Origin of the sequence: Pseudooceanicola pacificus, from assembly GCF_009789075.1 — a bacterium.
In the GTDB taxonomy this organism is placed as follows: domain Bacteria; phylum Pseudomonadota; class Alphaproteobacteria; order Rhodobacterales; family Rhodobacteraceae; genus Pseudooceanicola; species Pseudooceanicola pacificus.
Genome location: NZ_WNXQ01000002.1, coordinates 433010 through 455539 on the forward strand (window position 1 = coordinate 433010; position 22530 = coordinate 455539).

Annotated in this window: 21 protein-coding genes; 11 read left to right on the forward strand and 10 right to left on the reverse strand. The window is 67.9% G+C overall.

What is annotated here, in order from left to right; all coding sequences use genetic code 11:
• Nucleotides 1-38 precede the first annotated feature (38 nt).
• Together GLS40_RS05070 and GLS40_RS05075 are read left to right on the forward strand one after the other, a co-directional pair.
• A complete protein-coding gene (locus GLS40_RS05070) occupies nt 39-1049 on the forward strand; it encodes a diacylglycerol/lipid kinase family protein (RefSeq protein ID WP_160381646.1) in 1011 nt (336 codons plus the stop codon).
• On the forward strand, nt 1046-1888 hold the full coding sequence (locus tag GLS40_RS05075; RefSeq protein WP_160381647.1) for a metallophosphoesterase family protein: 843 nt from the start codon (nt 1046-1048) through the stop codon (nt 1886-1888). Before GLS40_RS05070 ends, GLS40_RS05075 begins: the two co-directional genes overlap by 4 nt.
• 74 nt (nt 1889-1962) lie before the next feature.
• Here GLS40_RS05075 and GLS40_RS05080 read toward each other — a convergent pair whose 3' ends face one another.
• Nucleotides 1963-2493, reverse strand: coding sequence for a PAS domain-containing protein (locus GLS40_RS05080; protein WP_235905774.1), 531 nt, complete (start codon nt 2491-2493; stop codon nt 1963-1965).
• An 81-nt stretch (nt 2494-2574) separates the two neighbouring features.
• On the opposite strand from GLS40_RS05080, the gene GLS40_RS05085 reads away from it, so the two are divergent.
• The 4 genes from GLS40_RS05085 (at nt 2575) to GLS40_RS05100 (ending at nt 7514) form a co-directional block, all read left to right on the forward strand.
• The gene (locus tag GLS40_RS05085; protein WP_235905775.1) at nt 2575-6108 is read left to right on the forward strand and encodes a chemotaxis protein CheB; all 3534 of its coding nucleotides are present in this window, start codon (nt 2575-2577) and stop codon (nt 6106-6108) included.
• A complete protein-coding gene (locus GLS40_RS05090) occupies nt 6062-6430 on the forward strand; it encodes a response regulator (protein WP_160381648.1) in 369 nt (122 codons plus the stop codon). Before GLS40_RS05085 ends, GLS40_RS05090 begins: the two co-directional genes overlap by 47 nt.
• 120 nt (nt 6431-6550) lie before the next feature.
• Nucleotides 6551-6994 carry a hypothetical protein gene (locus GLS40_RS05095; RefSeq protein WP_160381649.1) on the forward strand — a complete coding sequence of 148 codons (444 nt, stop codon included), beginning with the start codon at nt 6551-6553 and terminating at the stop codon, nt 6992-6994.
• 250 nt (nt 6995-7244) lie between these two features.
• The gene (locus GLS40_RS05100) at nt 7245-7514 is read left to right on the forward strand and encodes a hypothetical protein (RefSeq protein ID WP_160381650.1); all 270 of its coding nucleotides are present in this window, start codon (nt 7245-7247) and stop codon (nt 7512-7514) included.
• 2 nt (nt 7515-7516) lie between these two features.
• Here GLS40_RS05100 and GLS40_RS05105 read toward each other — a convergent pair whose 3' ends face one another.
• Nucleotides 7517-8254 carry an RlmE family RNA methyltransferase gene (locus GLS40_RS05105; protein WP_160381651.1) on the reverse strand — a complete coding sequence of 246 codons (738 nt, stop codon included), beginning with the start codon at nt 8252-8254 and terminating at the stop codon, nt 7517-7519.
• Between the two features lie 147 nt (nt 8255-8401).
• Nucleotides 8402-9514, reverse strand: coding sequence for a Ppx/GppA phosphatase family protein (locus tag GLS40_RS05110; protein WP_160381652.1), 1113 nt, complete (start codon nt 9512-9514; stop codon nt 8402-8404).
• 288 nt (nt 9515-9802) lie between these two features.
• Between GLS40_RS05110 and GLS40_RS05115 the strand changes: the two genes are divergently transcribed.
• Genes GLS40_RS05115 through GLS40_RS05125 form a run of 3 tightly spaced genes read left to right on the forward strand, consistent with a single transcriptional unit; the run spans nt 9803 to nt 12080 of the window.
• Nucleotides 9803-10099, forward strand: a complete 297-nt coding sequence (locus GLS40_RS05115) for a virulence factor (RefSeq protein ID WP_160381653.1) — start codon at nt 9803-9805, stop codon at nt 10097-10099.
• 25 nt (nt 10100-10124) lie between these two features.
• On the forward strand, nt 10125-11057 hold the full coding sequence (locus GLS40_RS05120) for a methylenetetrahydrofolate reductase (protein ID WP_160381654.1): 933 nt from the start codon (nt 10125-10127) through the stop codon (nt 11055-11057).
• A gap of 45 nt (nt 11058-11102) precedes the next feature.
• Entirely contained in the window at nt 11103-12080 is a 978-nt protein-coding gene (locus GLS40_RS05125) for a methyltetrahydrofolate cobalamin methyltransferase (protein WP_160381655.1), read from the forward strand.
• A gap of 379 nt (nt 12081-12459) precedes the next feature.
• Here the strand turns inward: GLS40_RS05125 and argC are convergent, their stop codons facing one another.
• A complete protein-coding gene (gene argC / locus GLS40_RS05130; RefSeq protein WP_160381656.1) occupies nt 12460-13380 on the reverse strand; it encodes an N-acetyl-gamma-glutamyl-phosphate reductase in 921 nt (306 codons plus the stop codon).
• Between the two features lie 184 nt (nt 13381-13564).
• Between argC and GLS40_RS05135 the strand changes: the two genes are divergently transcribed.
• Together GLS40_RS05135 and GLS40_RS05140 are read left to right on the forward strand one after the other, a co-directional pair.
• The gene (locus tag GLS40_RS05135; RefSeq protein WP_160381657.1) at nt 13565-14191 is read left to right on the forward strand and encodes a YitT family protein; all 627 of its coding nucleotides are present in this window, start codon (nt 13565-13567) and stop codon (nt 14189-14191) included.
• Nucleotides 14192-14198: 7 nt separating this feature from the next.
• Entirely contained in the window at nt 14199-14801 is a 603-nt protein-coding gene (locus tag GLS40_RS05140; RefSeq protein ID WP_160381658.1) for a YitT family protein, read from the forward strand.
• Nucleotides 14802-14972: 171 nt separating this feature from the next.
• On the opposite strand, the gene GLS40_RS05145 is transcribed toward GLS40_RS05140, so the two are convergent.
• The 6 genes from GLS40_RS05145 to ureC form a co-directional block, all read right to left on the reverse strand.
• The gene (locus tag GLS40_RS05145) at nt 14973-17222 is read right to left on the reverse strand and encodes a nitric oxide reductase activation protein NorD (protein ID WP_160381659.1); all 2250 of its coding nucleotides are present in this window, start codon (nt 17220-17222) and stop codon (nt 14973-14975) included.
• Entirely contained in the window at nt 17215-18012 is a 798-nt protein-coding gene (locus GLS40_RS05150) for a CbbQ/NirQ/NorQ/GpvN family protein (RefSeq protein ID WP_160381660.1), read from the reverse strand. Before GLS40_RS05150 ends, GLS40_RS05145 begins: the two co-directional genes overlap by 8 nt.
• A gap of 173 nt (nt 18013-18185) precedes the next feature.
• Complete coding sequence (locus GLS40_RS05155; RefSeq protein ID WP_160381661.1) at nt 18186-19229, reverse strand: aliphatic amidase; 1044 nt, start codon at nt 19227-19229, stop codon at nt 18186-18188.
• A gap of 108 nt (nt 19230-19337) precedes the next feature.
• Nucleotides 19338-20165, reverse strand: coding sequence for an urease accessory protein UreD (locus GLS40_RS05160; protein ID WP_160381662.1), 828 nt, complete (start codon nt 20163-20165; stop codon nt 19338-19340).
• Complete coding sequence (ureG, locus tag GLS40_RS05165) at nt 20162-20821, reverse strand: urease accessory protein UreG (RefSeq protein ID WP_160381663.1); 660 nt, start codon at nt 20819-20821, stop codon at nt 20162-20164. Before ureG ends, GLS40_RS05160 begins: the two co-directional genes overlap by 4 nt.
• Nucleotides 20818-22530 (reverse strand): urease subunit alpha, encoded by a 1713-nt coding sequence (gene ureC / locus GLS40_RS05170; protein WP_160381664.1) that lies wholly within the window; start codon nt 22528-22530, stop codon nt 20818-20820. Before ureC ends, ureG begins: the two co-directional genes overlap by 4 nt.

Consider the following 22530-nt stretch of genomic DNA (forward strand, 5'->3'; position numbering starts at 1 on the left):
ACGGATACCTGCCCGCTTTCCCTGCCAACGAGGTTCGCATGAACGCCCAAACCCCCGCTGCCGAAAAGGCACGCATGGCGACCCCGGTCGGGACAGACCGGGCCCACGAGGATCTGACCGTGATCCTGAATCCCGGTTCGGGCAAGAAGGCGGGAACGCTTTCGGTGGAGGAGCTTGAGGAGCGGGTCGCCGCCCTGCCCTTTCCCACCACTGTCCGGCACGCCAAATCCGGCGGGGATATCGCCCGCCTCGCCCGCGAGGCGCTGAACTCCGGCACCGGTCCCATCGTGGCCGCCGGCGGCGACGGGACGATCTGCGCCGTCGCCTCGGTCCTGGCCGGGACGGGGCGGACGATGGGTGTGATCCCGATGGGCACCTTCAACTTCTTCGCCCGCGGCCTGGGAATCCCCGAGGATGTCGAAGGCGCGGTCGAGGTGCTGCAAAGCGGCACCCCGGTGCCCGTCACCGTGGGCGAGGTGAACGGCAGCCTGTTCCTGAACAACGCCAGCATCGGGGCCTATCCCGCGATCCTCGACCAGCGCGAGGGGATCTACAAACGCTGGGGCCGCTCGCGCATTGCCGCCTACTGGTCGGTGCTGGCCGCGCTGGCGACCTTTCACCGGCCGATGACGATGAAGATCACGGTCGACGGCCAGGAACTGCGCCGGCGCTCGCCGCTCGCCTTCGTGGCGATGAGCGGCTACCAGCTGGAACAATACGAGCTCGACGGCGCCGAAGATGTACGCGCGGGCCGCTTCGCGCTTTACGTCGCGCCCGACACGGGCGGATGGGGCTTGCTGATCCATGCCGTGAAACTGGCCTGGCGGCGGTTGCGGCCCGGGCGGGACCTGGAACTGTTCACCGGCCGCGAGATCCTGATCGAAACCCGCCGCAAGCGGCGCCTGGTGGCCCGCGACGGCGAGAAGGAAGAGATGCGCAACCCGTTCCACTTCGTCGCCCGACAGGACGCCCTTTCGGTGCTGGCCCCGGCCCCGGCCCCGGGCGAGGTGGACTCCGCAAGAGGGAGCGAGGAAGACACCCCCGGATGACCCGGATCGTACATATGTCCGACCTGCATTTCGGCCGCGACCGGCCCGAACTCCTGGGCCCGCTGATCCGCGCCGTGAACGGCGCGCGCGCGGATCTGGTGGCGGTCTCGGGCGATCTGACGCAACGCGCGCTTGGCCAGCAGTTTCAGGCGGCCGCCGCGTTTCTGAAGAATATCGAGGCGCCCACCCTGGTTGTCCCCGGAAATCACGACGTGCCTGTGCACCTGCCGGTGTCGCGTTTCGTCCGTCCGTTTCACCAGTACCGCAAGTGGATCAACCGCGACCTGGCCCCGGTGGCGCATCTGCCGGGGCTGAACGTGATCGGGTTGAACACGGTCGACCCCTGGCGCTGGCAGCGCGGACGGATCCGCAGCGCGGCGGTGCGCCGGGCCTGTGCCATCTGCGCCGAGGCCGAGACGGGAGATCTGAACATCCTGGTCGGCCATCATCCGTTCGAACATCGCCCCGGTTCGGGCAAGGCGCCGATGCGCGGGGCGGAAAAGGCGCTGAGGCGGCTGTCGGATTGCGGCGCCGACGTGATCCTGTCGGGCCATCTGCATCTCTGGCTGGCCGAGCCCTTCCTGACGCGCCCCTTTGGCGCCGGGATGCTGCAGATCCACGCGGGCACCGGCCTGTCGACCCGCCATCGCGGCGAGCCCAACGATTTTGCAGTCATCGACCGCGAGGGCGACGACCTGCTGATCACCCGCTGGGCCGCGACCCCTTCGGGCAACGGTTTTGCGCCCATGTCCGAGCAGAAATTCCGGCGCGGCGGCGATGGCTGGCGGGGCGTCGGCACGCGGGCCGAGGCCGACCCCAGGTGCGAGGTGACCGCATGACCGCCCTGCCCTCAGGGCACCGGCCCGGCGCGCATCGCCTGCCGCGCGCCATGCCGGACCTTGCCGCGAGGCGCTCAGATCCGACGCGCCCAGGCCGTCACCAGCGCGGCCGAGGCATCGGCCAGGTAGCGGCGGCGCTGCATGCGCAGCCGCTCGGCCACCGCGCCGATGCGTTCCAGATCGCCCGACAGGGCGCCGGCATGGGCCATCGCTTCCTCGAGTGTGTTTTCCGCGGCGGTCAGCTCGAACTGCGAACCCAACATGTAACGGCTGGTCTGCCCGCCGACGGAAACCGGATGCAGGAACAGCAGGTTGTCGAAGGCCTCGCCCGACTTGCGCCGGTTCTTGAGCACCACCTGCGCCTCGGTCCGGTTCTCGATGGCCTGCCGGATGTCGGCCCGCGCCCGGCCGTTGTCCAGATCGCCCTGCAGGAACCGGCAATTGCGCCCCTCGGTCTCGCGGAACGAGAATCCGGTCAGGGTTTCGAACCGGGCGTTTGCCAGCACCAGCGGGCAATCTACTTCTTCGAGATCAGCCAGCGACAGGGCCACCATGGAGCGTTCGAAAACACCACGTATCCGTTCCAGCTTTACGTCCAGTGCCATTGCGGTCCTCCTGCAGACGGGTCAGGCTATACGCATCATCCGGGACTGCAAGTCCGAGACAACGCATAAGAAATCGAAGCAATGACCAAAAGTTCCGACAGTTCTGACATGTCCGACACCGATGCCGCGCAATCGTCGCCCCCTGTGATCCTGGGGGTTGGCGCCTCGGCCGGCGGGCTGGAGGCGTTTCAGAGCCTGCTGGCCACGCTCAGGGCGACAGACGATTTCGCCATGGTGCTGGTGCAGCATCTCGACCCCGAACACGAAAGCCTGCTGCCCGAACTGCTGTCCAAGCGCACCCGCCTGCCGGTGCGTCCGATCACGGACGGGATGGAGCTGAAGGCGGGCGAGGTCTACCTGATCCCCCCGGCCTTCGAACTGGATATCCAGGGCACAACGCTGAAGCTGGTCGAATTCGACACCCCGCGCGGGCTGCGCCGCCCGATTGACCGCTTCTTCGAATCCCTCGCCCGTGAGCAGGGCACCAATGCGGCGGCGATCATCCTGTCGGGCACCGGCAGCGACGGGGCGCAGGGTGTGCGCGCGATCAAGGAGGAAGGCGGCCTGGTCTTTGCCCAGGACCCGCAGGACGCCAAATACGACGGCATGCCGCGCGCCGCCATCGCCACCGGCGCGGTCGACATGGTCCTGCCTTCGGGCGACATCCTGGGCGTGATGCGCGATTTCCACGACCGCGCCACCGGGCTGGCCCCCACGATCGAAAGCGATGCCGAATTCATCGAAAAGGTCGTGCGCAACCTGCGGTACCGCACCGGCCACGATTTCTCGGGCTACAAGTCGGGCACCCTGCTGCGGCGGATCACCCTCAGGATGTCGGTGCTGGGCCTGCGCACGCCGTCGGACTACCTGCGCGAGCTGATCCAGGACCGGGGCGAGGCCGAAAAGCTGTTCCGCGACCTGCTGATCAACGTCACCTCCTTCTTCCGCGACCGCGAAAGCTTTGCCGCGCTGCGCGAGCAGGTCATTCCCCAGATGCTGGCCGACAAGGGCCCCGGTGACGAGCTGCGCGTCTGGGTGCCCGGCTGTTCGACCGGGCAGGAGGCCTATACCATCGCGATGATCCTGGCCGACGAGATGTCGCGGCTGGACTGCCACGCCCGGCTGTCGGTCTTTGGCACCGATATCGACGAGGACGCCCTGACCGAGGCGCGGCGCGGCTACTATCCCAACACCATCGCGACCGAGGTGCCGCAGAACTGGCTGGACCGCTGGTTCACCGCGACCCACGCGGGCTATGAGGTCAGGCCCGAGCTGCGCGATATCGTGCGGTTCTCGTCGCAGAACCTGATCAAGGATCCGCCGTTTTCCCGGCTGGACCTGGTGACCTGCCGCAACGTCCTGATCTATTTCGACAATCCGCTGCAGGAAACGGCGCTGTCGGTGTTCCACTACGCGCTCAGGCCCGGCGGCTGGCTGATGCTCGGCTCCTCCGAATCCGCCCGGCAGGCGGGCGAGCCGTTCCGCGACATCTCGCCCGAGCACAGGCTTTACCAGCGTGACAACGCCCCCGCCCGTCCGCTGGATCTGCCCCGCGGCTACCGCCCGCCCGCCGATACGCCGCCTTTGTCGTCCCGCCCTTCGGCCGACAGCGACCACGGCCTGCCCCCGGCCGCGCTGGAGGCGCTGCTGGAACATCACGTGCCGCCCTACCTTGTCCTCAGCCAGAACGACGAGGTGTCGATCATCGGCCCCGGCAGCGAACGGTTCGTCAAGATCCCGACCGGGCGCGCCACCCTGGGCGCCCGCGCCCTGATCCTGCCCGAGCTGAAACCGGCGCTGAAACGTGTGCTGACCGGGCTGGCCCTGGGCGCGCAGCCCTACAGGCGGATCACCGTGTCGAACCTGGGCGGCACCCTGCCCGAGACCCTGGCCCTGGGGGCGACCGCGCTGTCGGACGGCAACCGGCTTGTGACCTTCGAGACCGACACCCACCGCGAGGGCCGGGTCGAAAGCGAGAGCCAGATCGTCATCGACGAAGACTATGTCGGCCAGCTGGAAACCGAGCTGGACAATGCCCGCCAGACCATCCGCACCACGGTGGAGGAACTGGAAACCTCGAACGAGGAGCTGAAGAGCTCCAACGAGGAAATGATGTCGATGAACGAAGAGCTCCAGTCGGCCAACGAGGAGCTGTCGACCACCAACGAGGAATTGCAGACCAAGCTGCGGGAACTGGCGCAGGTCAATTCCGACCTCGCCAATTTCATGGAATCGACGCAGATCGCGACGATCTTCCTGGACGACGAGTTGAGGCTGCGGAATTTCACCCCCGAGGCGGTGGCCTGGTTCCGCTTTGTCGAACAGGACCGCGGGCGCGAGATCACCGATATCGGGTCGCGGCTGGACATGGAGCAGCTGGCCGAAACCTGCCGCAGGGTGCGCGACAACGGTCAGCCCGAAGAGCTGGCCCTGTCCACAAGCGACGGCCGGGCCGAGGTGATGGTGCGCATCGCCCCCTACCGGACCGAGACGCGCCACACCGGCGGCATCGTCTTTTCCGTCTTCGACGTCACCGAACTGGCCAGCTTCGCCAGCGAGGCCGAGGCCGCCTCGGCCGAGGCGCGCGCGCGGATGGAGGAGATCGAGGAACTTTACCGCGTCTCGCCCGGCGCGATGGGGCTGGTCGACCGGGAGTATCGTTACCTGCGCGCCAACCCCCGCCTGGCCGAGATCAACGGCGTGTCCACCGAGGATCACATCGGCCAGCGGATGGAGGATGTGGTGCCCGACATCGCCGCCGCCAAGATGGCCGCCATCGACAAGGTACTGGAGACCGGAGAGCCGGTGCTGGGCGTCATCCTGCGCGGTACCACCCGCGCCGACCCCGAGGACGAGCGCACCTGGCAGATCGACTTCTATCCCCTGCAGAGCGGCGCCGAGACGCCCGGCGCGATCCGCGCGGTCGGCTTCAACGTGCAGGACATCACCGACCTGCTGGCCCTGCAGGCCGACCTGCGCCGCATCATGCGCGAGCTGCAGCACCGGGTGAAGAACATGCTGTCGAACGTGATCGCCCTGGTGAACCGGGCGCGGCGCGAAAAGGGCGACCCGGCCCGCCTGCTCGAAACCCTGTCGCAGCGGATCCGGGCGCTGGCCAATACCCACAACCTGCTGACGGCCGAGAACTGGTCCTCCACCGCGCTGCGCGACGTGCTCTCGCTGGAGCTGACGGATGTCTACGGCTCCGAGCGGATCGAAACCCACGGCCCCGCCGTGCGCCTGAACGCCCGCGCCACCCTAGCCATCGGCATGGCGGTGCACGAGCTTGCGACCAATGCGGTCAAATACGGCGCCTTCTCGGTGCCCGAGGGCCATATCTCGCTGCGCTGGAGCCGCATCGACGAGGGCGATGGCGAAAGCTTCGTTCTGCGCTGGACGGAAACCGGCGGCCCGCCCGCGGTGCAGCCGGAGCACGAAGGCTTTGGCACAACCCTCGTCCGCTCGATGATCGAGGGCACGCTTGGCGGCAAAATTTCGCCGGACTGGAACTCCGAGGGGTTGCGGCTCGTTATCACCCTACCTTGGCTCGCAGCAACAGAAGTGGATTATGACAGTGACGTGGACCCCCTCAGGCAAGCGGATCCTCTACCTTGAGGACGAGGCGATAATTGCCCTCGACACCGCGGAAATGCTGCGGGAGATCGGTTTTCACGACATTGACCTGTGCCACTCGCTGGAAATGGCCGAAGCGGCGCTTGGCTCGGCCCGGCCCGATGTGGCCCTTCTGGATGTGAACCTCTCTCACGGGCGCACCTCGATCGAGCTGGGCAACCAGCTGCTCGAAGCCGGGGTGCCCGTGATCTTCGCCACCGGCTATTCCGCGTCTTCCCTGCCCGTGGACCCGCGCGCCCGGGTGCTGGAAAAGCCGGTGGCGGCAGATGTGCTGTTCAAGACGCTGCGCCAGGCCGCCAGCTGAGTCCCGCCAGGCACCTGTCAGTGCGGCATCCCGGTCACATCCTGCTGAATGGCGGCATTTCCCGGAACCCGGCGCCGTCCGGGGGTGTTGTCCGGGAAACAAGCAGACATCGAGGCGGCCATGCAAACACGCAATGAAGAGGCGATCCGCGATCTGATCGACCAGCTCGACTCCAATATCCGCACCTGCGAGGCCTTCCTCAGGCAGTCGCGGTGGTCGGTGGTGGAGGATGCGCTGCGCACCCGCAGACGGGCGACGGCGACGCTGCGCGCCATCCTGCGCTGGTACGGCGCCGGCCCCTATCGCGCCAGCCCGACATGGTCACCCGACAGCGTCGGCATCGCCGATATCGTCACCGCCAACCGCCTGCTGGTCGCCGCCTATGACCGGGCCCGCGACATCGCCGCGGACGATGCACCCGAAGCGCGCTTGCTGGACGAACAGCGCGCCGCCCTGCTCGCCAACCGGAGCGAGATCGCCTGGTTCCTGACCGGCGACACCGCGCGCCACGCCCCGGACGACACTGCAGAGGCCGCGGCCCCCTACCGCACGGCGGCGGAATAGCACCGCACCCGCCCCCGGCTTCGGCGGATTATCACCAAAGGCGCGCCCGGCCCGGCCCTGAGCACTGGACAGCCCCAGGCCGTGCCCCCCCGCCCCGGGCATCGCGACCCCCAATTGTGGCATCCCCGCACCGGGCGGCTGCTCCGCGCACGGGCGCATAGCCCTGGAAACAGTGCGTTTTCTCCGAAAATCCGGAAATTTCTAACCGCCCCGCCTCGAATCGTGGCATTTTCATGGCAATGGGTGGGCTATGAAACATATCGAATCAGATCATTTCCGCAGGACAATTGCCGAACGTCACAAACGCCTGTTCGGGCTGCTGAGGTCGGGCGAGATCACCAGCAATCGGCTGGAGTTCGCCGGCGCCGATGCGCCGTTCCGCGCGCCCAACGTGCTGCGCCTGCCCGAAGAGCACGAGCAGACCGCGACCGGCGAGTCGGAATTGTCCCGCGCCGCGGATTTCCTGCACCTGGCCAACGATTCCCTGTCGCAGCCGCGCCGCCGCTTCTGGAAGCGCTGAGCCTAGGCCTCGTCCGCGTCCTGCACCCGCCGGAACCCGGTCGCCACGACAAATTTCTCGGAACTGTCCGACCGTGACGACGGCGGCTTCACGTTGGCGACCTTGGCGAATTTCTGCTTCAGCACCTTCTGCAGCTCGCCCTCGGCCCCGCCGGCCAGCACCTTGGCGACAAAGGCGCCGCCCTCGTCCAGCACGTCAAAGGCCAGCTGCGCCGCCGCTTCGCACAGCGCGATGATGCGCAGGTGATCGGTCTGCTTGTGCCCCGAAGAGGACGCCGCCATGTCCGACATCACCACATCGGCCCGCCCGCCCAGCCAGCCCTTCACGATCTCGTCGGCATCGTCTTCCATGAAATCGAGCTGATGGATCTCGGCGCCCGGGATCGGCTCCACCTCCTGCAGGTCGACACCGATGATCCGGCCCACGGCCTTGCCCTGCTTCTCGCCAAGGGCGTTGATCCGGGGCACCGCCACCTGGATCCAGCCGCCCGGCGCGCAGCCCAGGTCCACCACCCGCGCCCCGGGCACGAGAAAGCGGAACTTGTCGTCCAGCTCCATGATCTTGAAGGCCGCCCGCCCGCGATAGCCCTCGGCCTGGGCGCGCTTGACATAGGGGTCGTTCAGCTGCCGCTGCAGCCACCGGGTCGAGCTCAGCCGCCGCCCGCGCGCGGTCTTGACCTTCACGGTCAGATCGCGCTGCCCGCGCCCCGAAGTGTTCTTGCCCGTCGGTTTCTTCGCCATGCGTTCAGCTTTCCCGGTTCCCCGGCTTCCTCTGGCCAAAAATATCCCGGGGGGCAAGGGGGCAGAGCCCCCGGAACCCGGCCCGCCACAGGCGCGGACATCGCCCCGCCGGGCCCCACGCCCGCGGCACCGGACCGAACGGAGCGCTCAGAACGGCCCGTCCTCCAGCACCCCGTCCGCCGACATCTGCGCGTAGAGCAGCCCCTCGCGCAGCCCGCGGTCCGCCACCGACAGCCGGTCCGTCGGCCAGCAGCGCAGCAGCGCCTGCAGGATGGCCGAACCCGACATGATCAGCGCCTGCCGGTCCTGCCCGATGCGCGGATCGCGGCGCCGGCCCTCGGGGCCCAGCTCCAGATATCCACGGATCACCCGGTCGATCTGATCCGAGGTCATGCGCAGCCCGTCCACCTTGGTGCGGTCATAGCGCTTCAGCCGCAGATGCGAGGCGGCGACGGTGGTGACCGTGCCGCTGGTGCCCACGATCTGGAACCCCTCGCGCGCCTGCTCGTCCTTGTAGGGCGCGAATTCGGCCAGGCTCTCCTCGAAGAACCACGACATCAGGGCAAAGCGCCCGGCGTCGTCCTTCACGTCACGGAACTGGTCGCGCAGGGTGGCGACACCCAGCGGAACGCTGATCCAGTCCACCACCTTGGCGGCCGGGAACGGGCTTTCCTGCGGATGGAATCCCGCGTGCAGCCGCATGATCGCCCGGGGCCGTTCGCGTTTCGGCACCGAGGTCAGGTCGATCCAGACCAGCTCGGTCGAGCCGCCGCCGATATCCACCACCAGAAGCTGTTCCGTCCGGGTCGAAACCAGCGGCGCGCAAGAGATCACGGCCAGGCGTGCCTCTTCCTCAGGTTCGATGATTTCCAGCTTCAGGCCGGTTTCGACCTCAACCGTGCGCAGGAAGGCGCTGCCGTTGACCGCGCGCCGGCAGGCCTCGGTCGCCACCAGCCGCATGCGTTTCACGCCGTGGCGCTCCAGTTTCTGCCGGCAGACCCGCATCGCCTGGACGGTGCGCGCCATCGAGGCGCGGCCCAGCCGGCCGGAATGTTCCAGCCCGGCGCCAAGCTGCACGGATTTCGAGAAACTGTCGACCACGTGGAACTGCGAGCCCTTGGGCTGGGCTATCAGCATCCGGCAGCTGTTGGTGCCCAGATCCAGCGCAGCGTAGAGCTCCGACGGATCGGGCGGTTTCGGCGCGGGGCTTTCGACCGGTTTCGGGAACGCGCCCGCACCTTTGGGACGCTTGGGCGCCATCTGATACGCCCTCCAATTCGAGTTATCCCGACGGTACTCCTTCGCCTGCCGCTGCGCAAGATCGTGCTTCCGCGATGTGAAATTTGCATCCGCAGCCGCCGATGGCGGGCCGCGGCAATTCATAATGACCTTTAGCATTATTCCGATTGCGGACTGTGGCGCATCTGCCCTGCCCGGTGCTAAATTGATCCCTGTCGCTGGCGCTTCATGTGAGGTCGAAAAACGACCGCGCCAGGCGGCCTCTCTGCCTTAGAGAGAGCCCCACGGAGTACAGGAGGAAACACGCCCATGCCCGATGTCACGATCGTCTACTGGAGGGACATCCCCGCCCAGGTGATCGTCGGAAAGGGCCGGCGTGGCGCGAAGGTGCAGCTCTCGGAACGTTTCGAGCAGGCGATCGACCGCGCGGCCATGAAATCGGGAGCGGCGGAAACAGACGCCTATCTCGCCGAATGGCGCAAGGCCCCCTCTGCCCCGGTGGACGGCGAACCGTCCGACGTGGCCGCGGCAGAAGCTGCCCGGCTGGAAGCGGAATACGATCAGGATCGCCTGAAGGCGTTGATCGGGAACGACGGACGGGCCTGAGGGCCCAAGGCATTGGGAGGCCGCGATGGCTCTGCTGAACTTCCGCCGCCGCGAGGCGGCCCGCCCCGCAAACGCCAATCTTGAGGCGTTCCTGGATGGATATTCGATCGAGGTGATGCCCCGCACCGCCGAGAAGGTCGATGATTTCCGCGCCCTGCTGCCGCAAGGCACCCGCGTCTACATCGCCCATATCGACGGCACGCCGATCGACGAGATGGTCGCCACCGCCCGCCGCATCGCGGCCGACGGTTTTGACGTGATGCCGCATTTCCCCGCGCGCATCATCAAGGACGCCGCCACCCTCGCCGACTGGATCGCCCGCTACCAGGGCGAGGCCGGCGTGACCCAGGCGCTGCTGCTCGGCGGCGGCATCTCGACCCCGCATGGCGCCTTCGACAATTCGATGCAGCTGATCGAAACCGGCCTCTTCGACCGCGCCGGCTTCACCCGCCTGCACGTGGCCGGGCACCCCGAGGGCAACCGCGACATCGACCCCAACGGCGGCGACCGCGCCGTGATGGAGGCCCTGCGCTGGAAGCAGGCCTTCTCCGAGCGCACCGACGCCAAAATGGCGATGGCCACGCAGTTCGCCTTTGACGCGGCGCCAATCGTCGCCTGGGCCGACCGGCTCAAGGCCGAGGGCATCGCCCTGCCGATCCACATCGGCATCGCCGGCCCGGCCAAGCTGCAGACCCTGATCAAATTCGCCATCGCCTGCGGCGTCGGCCCCTCGCTCAAGGTCCTGCAGAAGCGCGCGATGGACGTGACCAAGCTGGTCCTGCCCTACGAGCCGACCGACGTGCTGGCCGACCTCGCCGCGCACAAGGCCGCGCATCCCGACTGCCTGATCGAGCAGGTGCACATGTTCCCGCTGGGCGGCATCAAGACCGCGGCGCAGTGGGTGACCGACCATGCCGGCCAGTCCGGCGTCTCGGCAGCCGTGTCGCAATCCGCCTGAGAACCTGCTAGGCCCTGGCCAACCGCAACAACAGAAAGAGCGTAGATGACCCGCACCGTGATCGAGAGCCAGACCAAGACCGTCACCATCGGCTTTGACGAGCCCTTCTGCGTGATCGGCGAGCGGATCAATCCCACGGGCCGCAAGAAGCTGGCGGCCGAGCTGGAGATGGACGACTTCACCACCGTCGAAAAGGACGCGCTGGAACAGGTCGCCTGCGGGGCGATGGTGCTCGACATCAACTCGGGCGCGGTCTTCACCAACAAGATGGCCGAGGATCCGCGCTACGCCGACAACAACTTCGTCGAGCCGGACCTGATGAAGGCGCTGATCGAAAAGGTGCAGTCCATCGTCGACGTGCCGCTCTGCATCGACAGCTCGGTCCCCGGCGCGCTGGAAGCGGGGCTGAAGGCCTCCAACGGCCGCCCGCTGCTGAACTCGGTGACGGGCGAGGAAGAGCGGCTGGAACTCGTCCTGCCGCTGGTCAAGAAGTACAACGTGCCGGTGGTGGCGATCTCGAACGACGACACCGGGATCTCAGAAGACCCCGAGGTCCGCTTCGCCGTGGCGAAAAAGATCGTCGAACGTGCCGCCGATTTCGGCATTCCGGCCCATGACATCGTGGTCGACCCCCTGGTGATGCCGATCGGCGCCATGGCTACGGCCGGGCAGCAGGTCTTTACCCTGGTGCGCCGCCTGCGCGACGAGCTGGGCGTGAACACCACCTGCGGCGCCTCCAACATCTCCTTCGGCCTGCCGCATCGCCACGGGATCAACGCCGCCTTCCTGCCGATGGCCATCGGCGCCGGCATGACCTCGGCCATCATGAACCCGATCCGCAAGGTCGAGATGGAGGCGATCAAGGCCGCCAACTTCCTGATGAACCACGATGCCAACGGCAGCGAATGGATCCAGTTCTCGCGCGTGCTCGACGCGGTCGAGGAAGGCGCGACCTTCCCCGACGCGGCCAAGGCCGCCCAGGGCGGCGGGCGCTCGCGCTCGGGCCGCCGCCGCCGCGCCTGACAGATACGTCGCGACAGACGACGGACAGTGAAGGAAAACCCCGGCCAGGTGCCGGGGTTTTGCTTTTGGGGTGACGGGACTGCAGGGGCGGTGCTGTGCGGGCCGGGTTTCCGCCCGATGCCCGGGGATCCTGCCGGGCGGAGACCTGGGCCCCGCATCACATCGCCCTCCTCCACACCGACACCCCGGCCCCCGCGCCGGGGTCCCGCAGTGCAAGACACCGTCCGCATGGTGCCCGTGGTGCGAGAGGTCCCGGCGCAAGGCCGGGACGGGACAGCGCGCGACACCACTCCGTCACTCCGCGGGGTCCCGCAGGGCAAGGTGCAGTCCGCATGTTGCCGGTGGTGCAAGAGGTCCCGGCACAGGTACAGGACGCGCCTCAGACCAGCCCTTCGGCCTCGTCCAGCCCCAGCATGATGTTCATGTTCTGCACCGCCGCGCCAGAGGCCCCCTTCCCGAGGTTGTCCAGCACCGCCACCAGCACGGCGTTACCTGAACTTTCATCCCCAAGCACCTGCAATTCCAGCGCATTTGTCCCGTTCAGCCGGCAGGGATCGACCCGGATTTCGCCCTCCGGCCGGGGCAGGACTGTGACGAAACGGCTGTCGGCATAGGCCGCCTCCAGCGCCGCCTGCGCCGCCGCAAGTCCGCTCCCGGGCGCCAGGTGCAGCGGCACCTGAACGATCATCCCGCGCTCGAAATTCCCGACGGTCGGCGAAAAGATCGGCCGGGTGGACAGGCCCGAATAGGTCATCAGCTCCGGCACGTGCTTGTGCCTCTGCCCGGTGCCATACTGGAACGCCGCCGGCGCCGTGCCGCCCTCGTATTCCGCGATCAGCGCCTTGCCCCCGCCGGAATAACCGCTCAGCCCGATCACATGCACACCGGCATCCGACGCAATCAGCCCCGTGTCGACCATGGGCTTCAACAGCGCGATCCCGCCCGTCGGATAGCAGCCCGGATTGGACACCCGCACCGCCCCCGACAGCGCCTGCCGCACCTCGGGCGCCATCTCGGCAAAGCCGTAGACCCAGCCCGGCGCGACGCGAAAGGCGGTGGAGGCGTCGATTACCCGGCCCTGCCCCTCGGGCAATGCGCCGACCAGTTCTTCCGCCGCCGCGTCGGGCAGGCACAGGATCGCCACATCCGCCTCCAGAACAGCCGCCTTGCGCGCGCCCAGATCCTTGCGCTCCGCCGGCGGCAGGCTCAGGATCTCGACATCCCGCCGGCCCTCCAGCCGCTCGCGGATCTGCAGGCCGGTGGTGCCCGCCTCGCCGTCGATGAATACCTTCCAGGCCATCAGCCATCCTCCGCGCCAGCCGGGTACACCGTGCACCCGCTCTGGCCGATAGGTGGCGCGAAGCCCGCCCGGGGTCAACCGCCCGCGCAGCCGTTGATCATTCTCTGGGCAACCGTGCCCGCTGCCGCCACGCCACCCGCCGGCCCGTCTTCCGGCCGCGCGCGCCCCGGCATAGCCTGCGCCCATGCCGGCACCCATCCCCATAGGCGAGTCCCAGAAGGTCCCGCACTCCGCCTTCGAGGACCTGCAGGGCCTCGCCATCGCGCTGCTCACCGCCTCGGTGGGCCTGACCTTCCTGACCTCGCTGGGCTTCCTCACCGGCCAGACGGCGGGGCTGGCCCTGATCGTCGCCTATCTCACCGGCTGGAGCTTCGGCCCCGTCTTCTTCCTGGTGAACCTGCCGTTCTACGCCTTCGCCTGGAAACGCCTGGGGGCCGAGTTCACGCTGAAATCCATCTTCTGCGTCGCCGCCCTGTCGCTGCTGGTGGATTACCTGCCGCTGCACCTGGCCTTCGCGACGCTCGACCCGATCCTGGGCACCACGATCTTCGGCGTGCTCACCGGGTTCGGCCTGCTTGGCGTCTTCCGCCACAAGGGATCCCTCGGCGGTCTCGGCGTCATCGCCCTGATGATCCAGGACCGGACCGGCTTCCGCGCGGGCTATGTGCAGTTCATCGTCGACGCGATGCTCTTCCTCGTGGCCTTCTTCCTGTTCGAAACCCGCGTGGTGCTCTATTCCCTCTACGGCGCGGTGATCCTGAACGGGGTCATCGCCTTCAACCACCGCCGCGACCGCTATATCGCCGATTGAGGGGACGATGACCGATACCGCCCACCACTCAGCCCTCGCCGACACCCAGGGCATCGTCTTCGGCGCCACCATGGCCGCCTTCGGGGTCACCCTGCTGACCCATATGGGACTGGCCACCGGGCAGACCGCCGGGCTGGCGGTGCTGATCTCCTACGTGACGGGGATCAAGTTCGGCTGGGTCTTCTTCGCGCTGAACCTGCCGTTCTACTGGTTCGGCTACCGCCGCATGGGCCTGTCCTTCACGCTCAGGACATTTGCCGCCGTGGCGCTGCTGTCCCTGCTCACCGCCGTCCTGCCGCGCTACGTCAGCTTCGGCCCGGTCAACCCGGGCGCTGGCGCGGTGCTTTTCGGCATGATCGTCGGAGCCGGCCTCCTGGCCCTCTTCCGTCACGGGGCCTCCCTCGGAGGCGTCGGCATCCTCGCGCTCTATCTGCAGGACCGGACCGGGTTCAAGGCCGGCTGGACGCAACTCGCCTTCGACCTCTGCGTCTTCGCCTTCGCCCTCTTCGTGATCGACGCGCAGGCGCTGGCCTGGTCCCTGCTCGGCGCCGTGGTCCTGAATCTGGTGATCGCGATCAACCACCGCCGCGACTGGTACGTCGCCACCTGACAGGGCCGCCCGCGCCCCGTCCCTGCTTCCTCTTGCCGAAAATATGCCCGCCGGAGGCGAAAGGCGCACCGCGCGGATGCGCGGTGCAAAACATCGCGTGCGCCGCAGGCGCTCCGTCCGGAAAGAGCCCCCGCACCCCGGCACCCCCGCAGAACGGCGTACCCCGGGCAGTCAGCGCGACATCCGCAGGTAAAGCGCCGTCAGCTTCTCCGGCAGGGTGTCCAGACGCTCGACACGCACAAAACCCGTCCGCCCGAAGATCCGCCCGACGGTCTCGCCCGCGCCGGGCCCGAGCGCGATGCAGAAGCAGTCGATCCCCTCGGCCGAAAGCGACTGAACCGCACGACGGGCGTCCGTGATCAGGTACTCGCGATCCGGCACGTCGATGTCCGAGGGCTCGCCATCCGTGAGCAGCAGGACCAGGCGGCGGTGGCGGGGCACCCGGGCCAGAGAGTGCCCCGCGAGCCTGAGCGCGGCGCCCATCCGGGTGGAATAGGCGGATGTCAGGCCGGACAGGGCCATGCCCGCCAGCATCCCGAGGTCGTCCGAGAAACGTTTCACGCAGACCGTGCGCAGATCCTCGCGCCCGTTGGAGGAAAAGGCCGTGATGGCCAGGGCATCGCCCAGCCGGTCGGTGGCCCTGGCAAAGACCGCGGCCGCGTCGCGTTCGATCTCCAGCACGCTCTGGCTGCCGACGCGATCCTCCGTGGACCGAGAGCTATCCAGCAGCAGGTGCACGGCGATGGAGCGTTCGGGCGCCGAGGTGCCCTCGTAGACCCGGTGATCCGGTGTCCGGCCCGAGCGGTGGTCGATGGCGGCGTCGATCGCGGCGTCCAGGTCCAGCGTCTCGCCCTCGGCCTGCCGTTTCAGGCGCCGCGTCCGGCCCATGTCGACCATGCGCACCAGCGCCTCTGTCCGCGCCAGCAGCGGGCCCTGGCGCTCCTGCAGCCTCTGCCAGAACCGCGGGTCCCCCGGCGTGGGGTCGTATTCTTTGACCGTCACCCATTCGGGTCGTTCGATCCGGGCACCCGCGTCGTATTCGGGCAGGTGCATCACCGTCACCCCGGCCTCGGGATCGCCCGAGCTGAGCGCAAGCGTCTCGGGGCTTTGCCCGGGATCGGGCGGAGCCTCCTGCCGACGTTCCCTGGGCCTGTCCGTGGCCTCGCTCCGGCGCAGGTCGTGGCTGTCGATCTCCATCTCGTCCTGCGGCGGCGGGGGGTGCGCCGGGTCCTCGGGAAAGTCCCACAGGCCCAGATTGTCGTCGCGATAGACCGGCTGAACCACATGGCCCCGGGCGTTGAACTGCACACGGGTCTGGCCCAGATCGTTGCCCAGCAGGTTGCCGATATGGCGCGAGATCGCCGGATCCCCGATCCGCTCCAGATGGTCGCGGAACATGGTGACGCCCTTGTCGACCCAGCCGTGGCGGATCGGAAAGTCGGGATCGAACAGCGCCCGGGCCAGCCGGGAAAACAGCGACGGGGCCGTCGCGACGCCCTCGGGCGCGGCGATGTGATAGGGGGCCCAGAGCCGGCGCAGCCCCGGCATGTCCCGCATCGCCAGGGTTTCGACGCGCGCATCCTCGATCAGCGAGACAACCGCGATCTGCATCGGCTTCAGCTGGCCAACCGGAAACGGCCCGTGCCCATAGGCGAAATGCGCCCCCAGATGGGCCAGGGCCGCGCGGTAGAGCGCGGCCTCGCGCCCCCGGTGTCCGGGATAGCTTGCGGGCATCCGGATGACCCCGGCGGCAAAGGACGTCCGCCGCGCCGCGCCCCCCCTGCCTGCTGGCAAGGCTTCGCGCAGCGGCGGCAAATGGCCCCAGAGCGCCCTGTGACAGGCCCGCAGCCCGCGTTCGAGCGACTGGAACGTATCTTCGCCCGCGTGTCGCTCCAGCAGCCGCCGTGCCTCGGGCAGCTCCAGGCGAAAGAAGGCCAGCCGCCGCTCGCGATCCGAGGCGGCAAAGCGCAGCCCGGTGGCGATCCAGGCGTCGAGCATGTCGAGGCCCAGCCGTTCGACCAGCATCTCCATCCGTTCCAGCAGCGGCAGCACGATCTCGGGCGCGGGGCGCAGAAGCGCGACGATCAGCACCTGCCAGCGGACGAAATCCCCGGCATCCAGCTTGCGCGCCATCGCGACGGCGGTGTCGAGGAACAGGGCGGCAACGCGGGGCCGGGCCCGGATCGCAAGGCGCGAGGCCGCGGGGCCAAGCGCCAGCGCCGCCTCGGCCCCGTGCAGCGCGGCCACCTGCCGGGCGGCGCTGGCAAAGACGCGGGGCACCTCGGCGCCATAGCCCGCGCCCGCCAGCCGGGCATGGGCGGCGGCAAAGGCCGTCAGACTGTCGCCGGGAAACGCCGCACGGGTGGCATCGGACAGGTCGGGATCGCTGGCGGCACGCGGCCTGACGCCCTGGTCAGGCACAGGCGTCCACCGCCGCGGCCAGCGCCTGGCGCATGTCGGCGTCGTCGGTGATCGGTGTGATCAGCGCCAGCTGGCAGGCCTGCCTGAGATCAAGCCCCGCCTCCATCAGCCGTCCGGCATGGATCAGCATGCGGGTCGAGGCCCCTTCGTCCAGGCCCTGCCCGCGCAGGTTCCGGCTCTTGCCCGCGATCTGCACCAGCTGGCGCGCCGTGCCTTCGGAAATGCCGGCCTGGCTGGCCACGATGGCGGCCTCGATCCCGGGATCGGGATAGTCGAAATCCATCGCGCAGAACCGCTGCTTGGTGCTTTCCTTCAGATCCTTGAGCACCGACTGATAGCCGGGGTTGTACGAGATCACGAGCTGGAAATCCGGATGCGCCTGCACCAGCTCCCCCTTCTTTTCCAGCGGCAGGATGCGGCGGTTGTCGGTCAGGGCGTGAATGATGACGGTGGTGTCCTGGCGCGCCTCGACAATCTCGTCCAGATAGCAGATCGCGCCGTGGCGCACCGCCAGGGTCAGCGGACCGTCCTGCCAATGCGTTCCCTCGGGCCCCAGAAGGTAGCGCCCGACGAGGTCGGATGCGGTCATGTCCTCGTGACAGGACACGGTGATCAGCGGGCGCTCCAGCGCCCAGGCCATGTGTTCCACGAACCGGGTCTTGCCGCATCCGGTCGGCCCTTTCAGCATCACCGGCAGGCGCGCGGCATAGGCGGCCCGGTAATGGGCGATTTCTTGGCCGCAGGGGTGATAGGCGGGTTCGGCGCTCAGCCTGTAATCGTCCAGTGTCATGCTCTCTGCCATCGGGTTGGGGTGCAGTTCCGCCGCCGCCCGGTCCGGCGGCGGCGAAAGAGCGAACAGTCGGGTTCCGGTTCGATGACGTGATCGCTCATGGCTCCGGTCCTGGTGCGCGCGGCCAGCCTTGACCGGGGTGCCGCGTCCGGCACCCCGCCTGGCCCTGCCGGTCAGCGGTGTTCGGTGTCCGCCTTCTCGTTCGGGATACCGTCGATCGGACTTTCCGAGGTGCCCACGGTGGAGCGGGTCATCGCCTCGACCGCCTCGCGGGTGCCTTCGGGATCCTCGACCCATTTGCGGTAGAAGTCATAGGGCAGCTTGGCCGTGCCCTTGTCGCCGTCGCCGGAATTGATCATGCCGGTGTAGCCGCGGTGGACCAGCTTGAAGAGATGGTTGTTGGACTGCATCGTGCGGCGCGCCTCGCGGATCATCGAAACCGAGAGCTGGGCGTATTGGATGCCCATCTCCTCCGTCCCGCATTCGCCAAGCGAACGGCCGTCGAAGCCGACGATGGCGGAATGGCCGAAATAGGAATAGACTCCGTCGAACCCGGTCGCATTGGCCACGGCGACGTAGGAGTTGTTGGCCCATGCCATGCACCGGGCCATCATGATCTGCTGTTCCTTGGCCGGGTACATGTAGCCCTGGCAGCGCACGATCAGCTCGGCCCCCTTCATGGCGCAGTCCCGCCAGATCTCGGGGTAGTTGCCGTCGTCGCAGATGATGAGCGACACCTTCAGGCCCTTGGGCCCTTCGGAGACATAGGTGCAATCGCCGGGATACCAGCCCTCGATCGGCACCCAGGGCATGATCTTGCGGTACTTCTGCACGATCTCGCCCTTGTTGTTCATCAGGATGAGGGTGTTGTAGGGCGCCTTTTTGGGATGCTCCTCGTGGCGCTCGCCAGTCAGCGAGAACACGCCCCAGACATCGGCCTCGCGGCAGGCGGCGGCAAAGATCTCGGTCTCGTCGCCCGGGATGGTCGAGGCGGTCTCGTACATCTCGGTTTCGTCGTACATGATGCCGTGGGTCGAATATTCCGGAAAGATCACCAGATCCATGCCGGGCAGACCCTTCTTCATGCCCTTGAGCATCTCGCCGATGGCCCTGGCGTTCTCGATCACCTCGGCCCGGGTGTGCAGGCGAGGCATCTTGTAGTTCACGACGGCCACGCCGACCGTGTCGTTGCTGCTTCCGATATCACCGTGATGCATGAGTTCCTCTCCTCGTTGGTCTGATGTGGAATCCGGGCGGGCTGTGCCCCGGTCCGGGCTGAGAACCGTGGCGGCGCAGGGCCGCAACAGCGGTGTCGCGGGCGGCGGTCATTTCCGCCTCGCATGGGGTGGGCTGCCGGTCAGCGCGATCCGCGCCGCGCGCCAGGCCGTCGTCAGGGCGCGGCTGAGGGCCACGCCGTCCTCTGCCAGGAAGCGCAGGATGTGGATGTCGCGTTCGGCAAAGGTCGACAGGCCCGCGTAAAGGCCCGCCAGCGGGGTCATCGCCGCGATCATCGCGGGGCCCGCGGCCCCGGCGCCGTAGGTCAGGATCATGCCCGAACAGCGGGTCCCGCCGGTGCGGCGCAGCCAGTCCGTGCCTGCCAGGTCGAACCGGTCTATCGCCAGCGGACCCTCGGGGCCGACAATCGAAACCGCGTTTTCCAGATGGCCAAAGGGCTGGCCGTCGCCGCCCGGATCGTGGGACAGCTGCGCATCCGCCATGATCAGCCGCGATCCCTCTGCCACCCGGGCGGTCACGCGGTTGGACAGGCGCGCGCCGCTCATCAGGATCGCCGGGTCGGGCAGGTATTCCAGCCAGCCGCCCGGCCCGATGTCGAGCCGCACATCCTGCACCGCGCCAGCCCGGCCACGGGCATCGTGCACGATGGTCGAGGCCTGGGTCGTCACATGGGCCGCCGCGCCCTGCCCCATGCGGATCGTCAGCCCCAGGTCATCGTCGCCATAAAGCCCGCCGGAGGAGCTTTGCAGATACAGAGTGGCCATGCCCTGCGGGTCGGACAGATGGCGGAACGGGCGGGTGATATGGAACGGATGGGGCGTGTGCTGCCCCATCAGATGCGTGCGCCCCGCCACATCGCGGAAGTCCAGCGAGGCGCGGACCGGGCGCGCGGACGAGATGGCCCCGGCTGCAGTCACGCCGGGATCTCGCGGAACAGCAGGTCGCGGGCGATCATGTCGGCGATGCGGTCGATGCCTTCCACAGTCTGGCCCTTGCAGCGGCAGCCGATGACCGGGGTTTCGCCACGGATCGCCGTCGCCTCGGCCAGGATCGATCCGGCGTCGACAAAGACATGCGGCGCGAGGTCCAGCTTGTTGATCACCAGCAGATCGCATTGCAGGATCCCCGGCCCCCGCTTGCGCGGAATGTCATCGCCCTGCGCCACGTCGATGACAAACATCCACCAGTCCACCAGGTCGAGCGAGAAGGTAGAGGCCAGGTTGTCGCCCCCGCTTTCGATCAGGATCAGGTCGAGGCCGGGAAACGCGGCCTCCAGATCGTCGGCAGCCGCGATGTTGAGCGTCGGATCCTCGCGGATCACGGTGTGGGGGCAAGCCCCGGCCTCCACCGCCAGCACGCGGTTCGGGTCGATCAGGCCACCGGCCTGCAGGCGGCGGGCGTCCTCCTGCGTGACCAGGTCGTTGGTGACCACGGCCACCTCGATCCCGCGCTTGTTGAATTCGGGCATCAGCGCTTCGATCAGGGCGGTCTTGCCCGATCCGACGGGCCCGCCGATTCCGATCCGGGCCGGGCCGTTGCGCGACACGTCCTTGGGGGCAAAGGGAGCATTCATCGCAGCATGTACCTCTGAGTCAGGGGGAGTTCGCTTGCCGGCTCGCAGGTCGCGAGTTCGCCATCGACAAAGACCTCGAAGGTCGCGGGATCGACGCGGATGTCGGGGCAGGCATCGTTCAGGTGCATATCGGATTTGCGCAGGTGGCGCGTGCCGACGGCGGGCAACAGCGGTTTGGTCAGGCCAAGTGCCGCATCCAGCCCGTCCTCGATCGCCAGCGGGTTCACGAAACAGGCGCCGAGCGCGGGCGCGGCCTTGCCGAAGGCCCCCCATTGCGGGCGCATGATCAGCGGCTCGCAGGTCATCAGCGAGGCCGCGCTGTCGCCCATGGCGCCCCAGGCGATGAAGCCGCCCTTGACCACCAGTTCGGGCTTGATCCCGAAATAGCCGGGCCGCCAGAGCACGATATCGGCCATCTTGCCTGGCTCGATGGAGCCGACATGCTCTTCGATGCCGAAACAGCGGGCGGCGTTGATCGTGTATTTCGCGATGTAGCGCTTGATGCGCAGGTTGTCGCCCTTGGCGGCTGTCTCGTCCGGCAGGCGCCCGCGCTGGACGCGCATCTTGGATGCCAGCTGCCAGGTCCGGGTGATGACCTCGTGAATGCGGCCCATCCCCTGGCTGTCCGAGCCGAGCATCGAGATCGCGCCGATGTCGTGCAGCACATCCTCGGCCGCGATGGTCTGGGCGCGGATGCGGCTTTCGGCAAAGGCCACGTCCTCGGGGATCGAGGGGTTGAGGTGATGACACACCATCGTCATGTCGAGGTGTTCCTCGAAGGTGTTCACCGTGTAGGGATTGGTGGGATTGGTCGAAGACGGCAGACAGTTCGCCACCCCGGCCACGCGGATGATATCGGGCGCATGGCCCCCGCCGGCCCCTTCAGTGTGATACATGTGGATGGCGCGCCCGTTGATGGCCGCCAGCGTGTCCTCGACAAAGCCGCTTTCGTTCAGGGTGTCGGTGTGCAGCTGCACCTGGAAATCCAGCTCGTCCGCGACCGACAGGCAGGCGTCGATGGCGGCGGGCATGGCGCCCCAGTCCTCGTGGATCTTCAGCCCCAGGCAGCCGGTGCGGATCTGTTCGTGCATCGCATCGGGGCGGTGCGCATTGCCACGGCCCAGAAAGCCGAAGTTCATCGGCCAGTGTTCCGCCGCCTGCAGCATCTTGCCGGTGTTGAACGGCCCGCCGCTGTCGATACCCACTGTGATCGGGCCAAGCGATCCGCCCAGCATCGTGGTGATCCCCGAGGATATCGCGTGTTCGACCAGCTGGGCGCTGTCGAAATGCACATGCACGTCTATCGCCCCGGCGGTGGCGATCATGCCTTCGGCGTCGCGCACGGTGGTCCCTGCGCCGACGATCAGGCGCGGGTCCACGCCCTCCATCACATCGGGATTGCCGGCCTTGCCGATGGCGACGATCTTGCCGCCCTTGATGCCGATATCGCCCTTCACGATGCCCGCCACGGCGTCGATCACCACGACATTGCAGATCAGCATGTCGAGCGCGCCCTGGGCGGATGTCACGCCGACGGCCAGGCCAAGCCCGTCGCGCAGGGTCTTGCCCCCGCCGTGCAGGCATTCATCGCCATAGCTGGTGTAGTCATGTTCGATCTCGGCCCAGAGCTCGGTATCGCCCAGGCGGACCTGATCCCCGGTCGTGGGGCCGAACATCGCGGCATATTCGGCGCGCGTCATGGTCACCAT

Coding starts and splice junctions, on each gene's coding strand:
- GLS40_RS05070 (WP_160381646.1), top strand. CDS start 39: ATGAACGCCCAAACCCCCGCTGCCGAAAAGGCACGCATGGCGACCCCG.
- GLS40_RS05075 (WP_160381647.1), top strand. CDS start 1,046: ATGACCCGGATCGTACATATGTCCGACCTGCATTTCGGCCGCGACCGG.
- GLS40_RS05080 (WP_235905774.1), bottom strand. CDS start 2,493: ATGGCACTGGACGTAAAGCTGGAACGGATACGTGGTGTTTTCGAACGC.
- GLS40_RS05085 (WP_235905775.1), top strand. CDS start 2,575: ATGACCAAAAGTTCCGACAGTTCTGACATGTCCGACACCGATGCCGCG.
- GLS40_RS05090 (WP_160381648.1), top strand. CDS start 6,062: ATGACAGTGACGTGGACCCCCTCAGGCAAGCGGATCCTCTACCTTGAG.
- GLS40_RS05095 (WP_160381649.1), top strand. CDS start 6,551: ATGCAAACACGCAATGAAGAGGCGATCCGCGATCTGATCGACCAGCTC.
- GLS40_RS05100 (WP_160381650.1), top strand. CDS start 7,245: ATGAAACATATCGAATCAGATCATTTCCGCAGGACAATTGCCGAACGT.
- GLS40_RS05105 (WP_160381651.1), bottom strand. CDS start 8,254: ATGGCGAAGAAACCGACGGGCAAGAACACTTCGGGGCGCGGGCAGCGC.
- GLS40_RS05110 (WP_160381652.1), bottom strand. CDS start 9,514: ATGGCGCCCAAGCGTCCCAAAGGTGCGGGCGCGTTCCCGAAACCGGTC.
- GLS40_RS05115 (WP_160381653.1), top strand. CDS start 9,803: ATGCCCGATGTCACGATCGTCTACTGGAGGGACATCCCCGCCCAGGTG.
- GLS40_RS05120 (WP_160381654.1), top strand. CDS start 10,125: ATGGCTCTGCTGAACTTCCGCCGCCGCGAGGCGGCCCGCCCCGCAAAC.
- GLS40_RS05125 (WP_160381655.1), top strand. CDS start 11,103: ATGACCCGCACCGTGATCGAGAGCCAGACCAAGACCGTCACCATCGGC.
- argC (WP_160381656.1), bottom strand. CDS start 13,380: ATGGCCTGGAAGGTATTCATCGACGGCGAGGCGGGCACCACCGGCCTG.
- GLS40_RS05135 (WP_160381657.1), top strand. CDS start 13,565: ATGCCGGCACCCATCCCCATAGGCGAGTCCCAGAAGGTCCCGCACTCC.
- GLS40_RS05140 (WP_160381658.1), top strand. CDS start 14,199: ATGACCGATACCGCCCACCACTCAGCCCTCGCCGACACCCAGGGCATC.
- GLS40_RS05150 (WP_160381660.1), bottom strand. CDS start 18,012: ATGACACTGGACGATTACAGGCTGAGCGCCGAACCCGCCTATCACCCC.
- GLS40_RS05155 (WP_160381661.1), bottom strand. CDS start 19,229: ATGCATCACGGTGATATCGGAAGCAGCAACGACACGGTCGGCGTGGCC.
- ureG (WP_160381663.1), bottom strand. CDS start 20,821: ATGAATGCTCCCTTTGCCCCCAAGGACGTGTCGCGCAACGGCCCGGCC.
- ureC (WP_160381664.1), bottom strand. CDS start 22,530: ATGGTGACCATGACGCGCGCCGAATATGCCGCGATGTTCGGCCCCACG.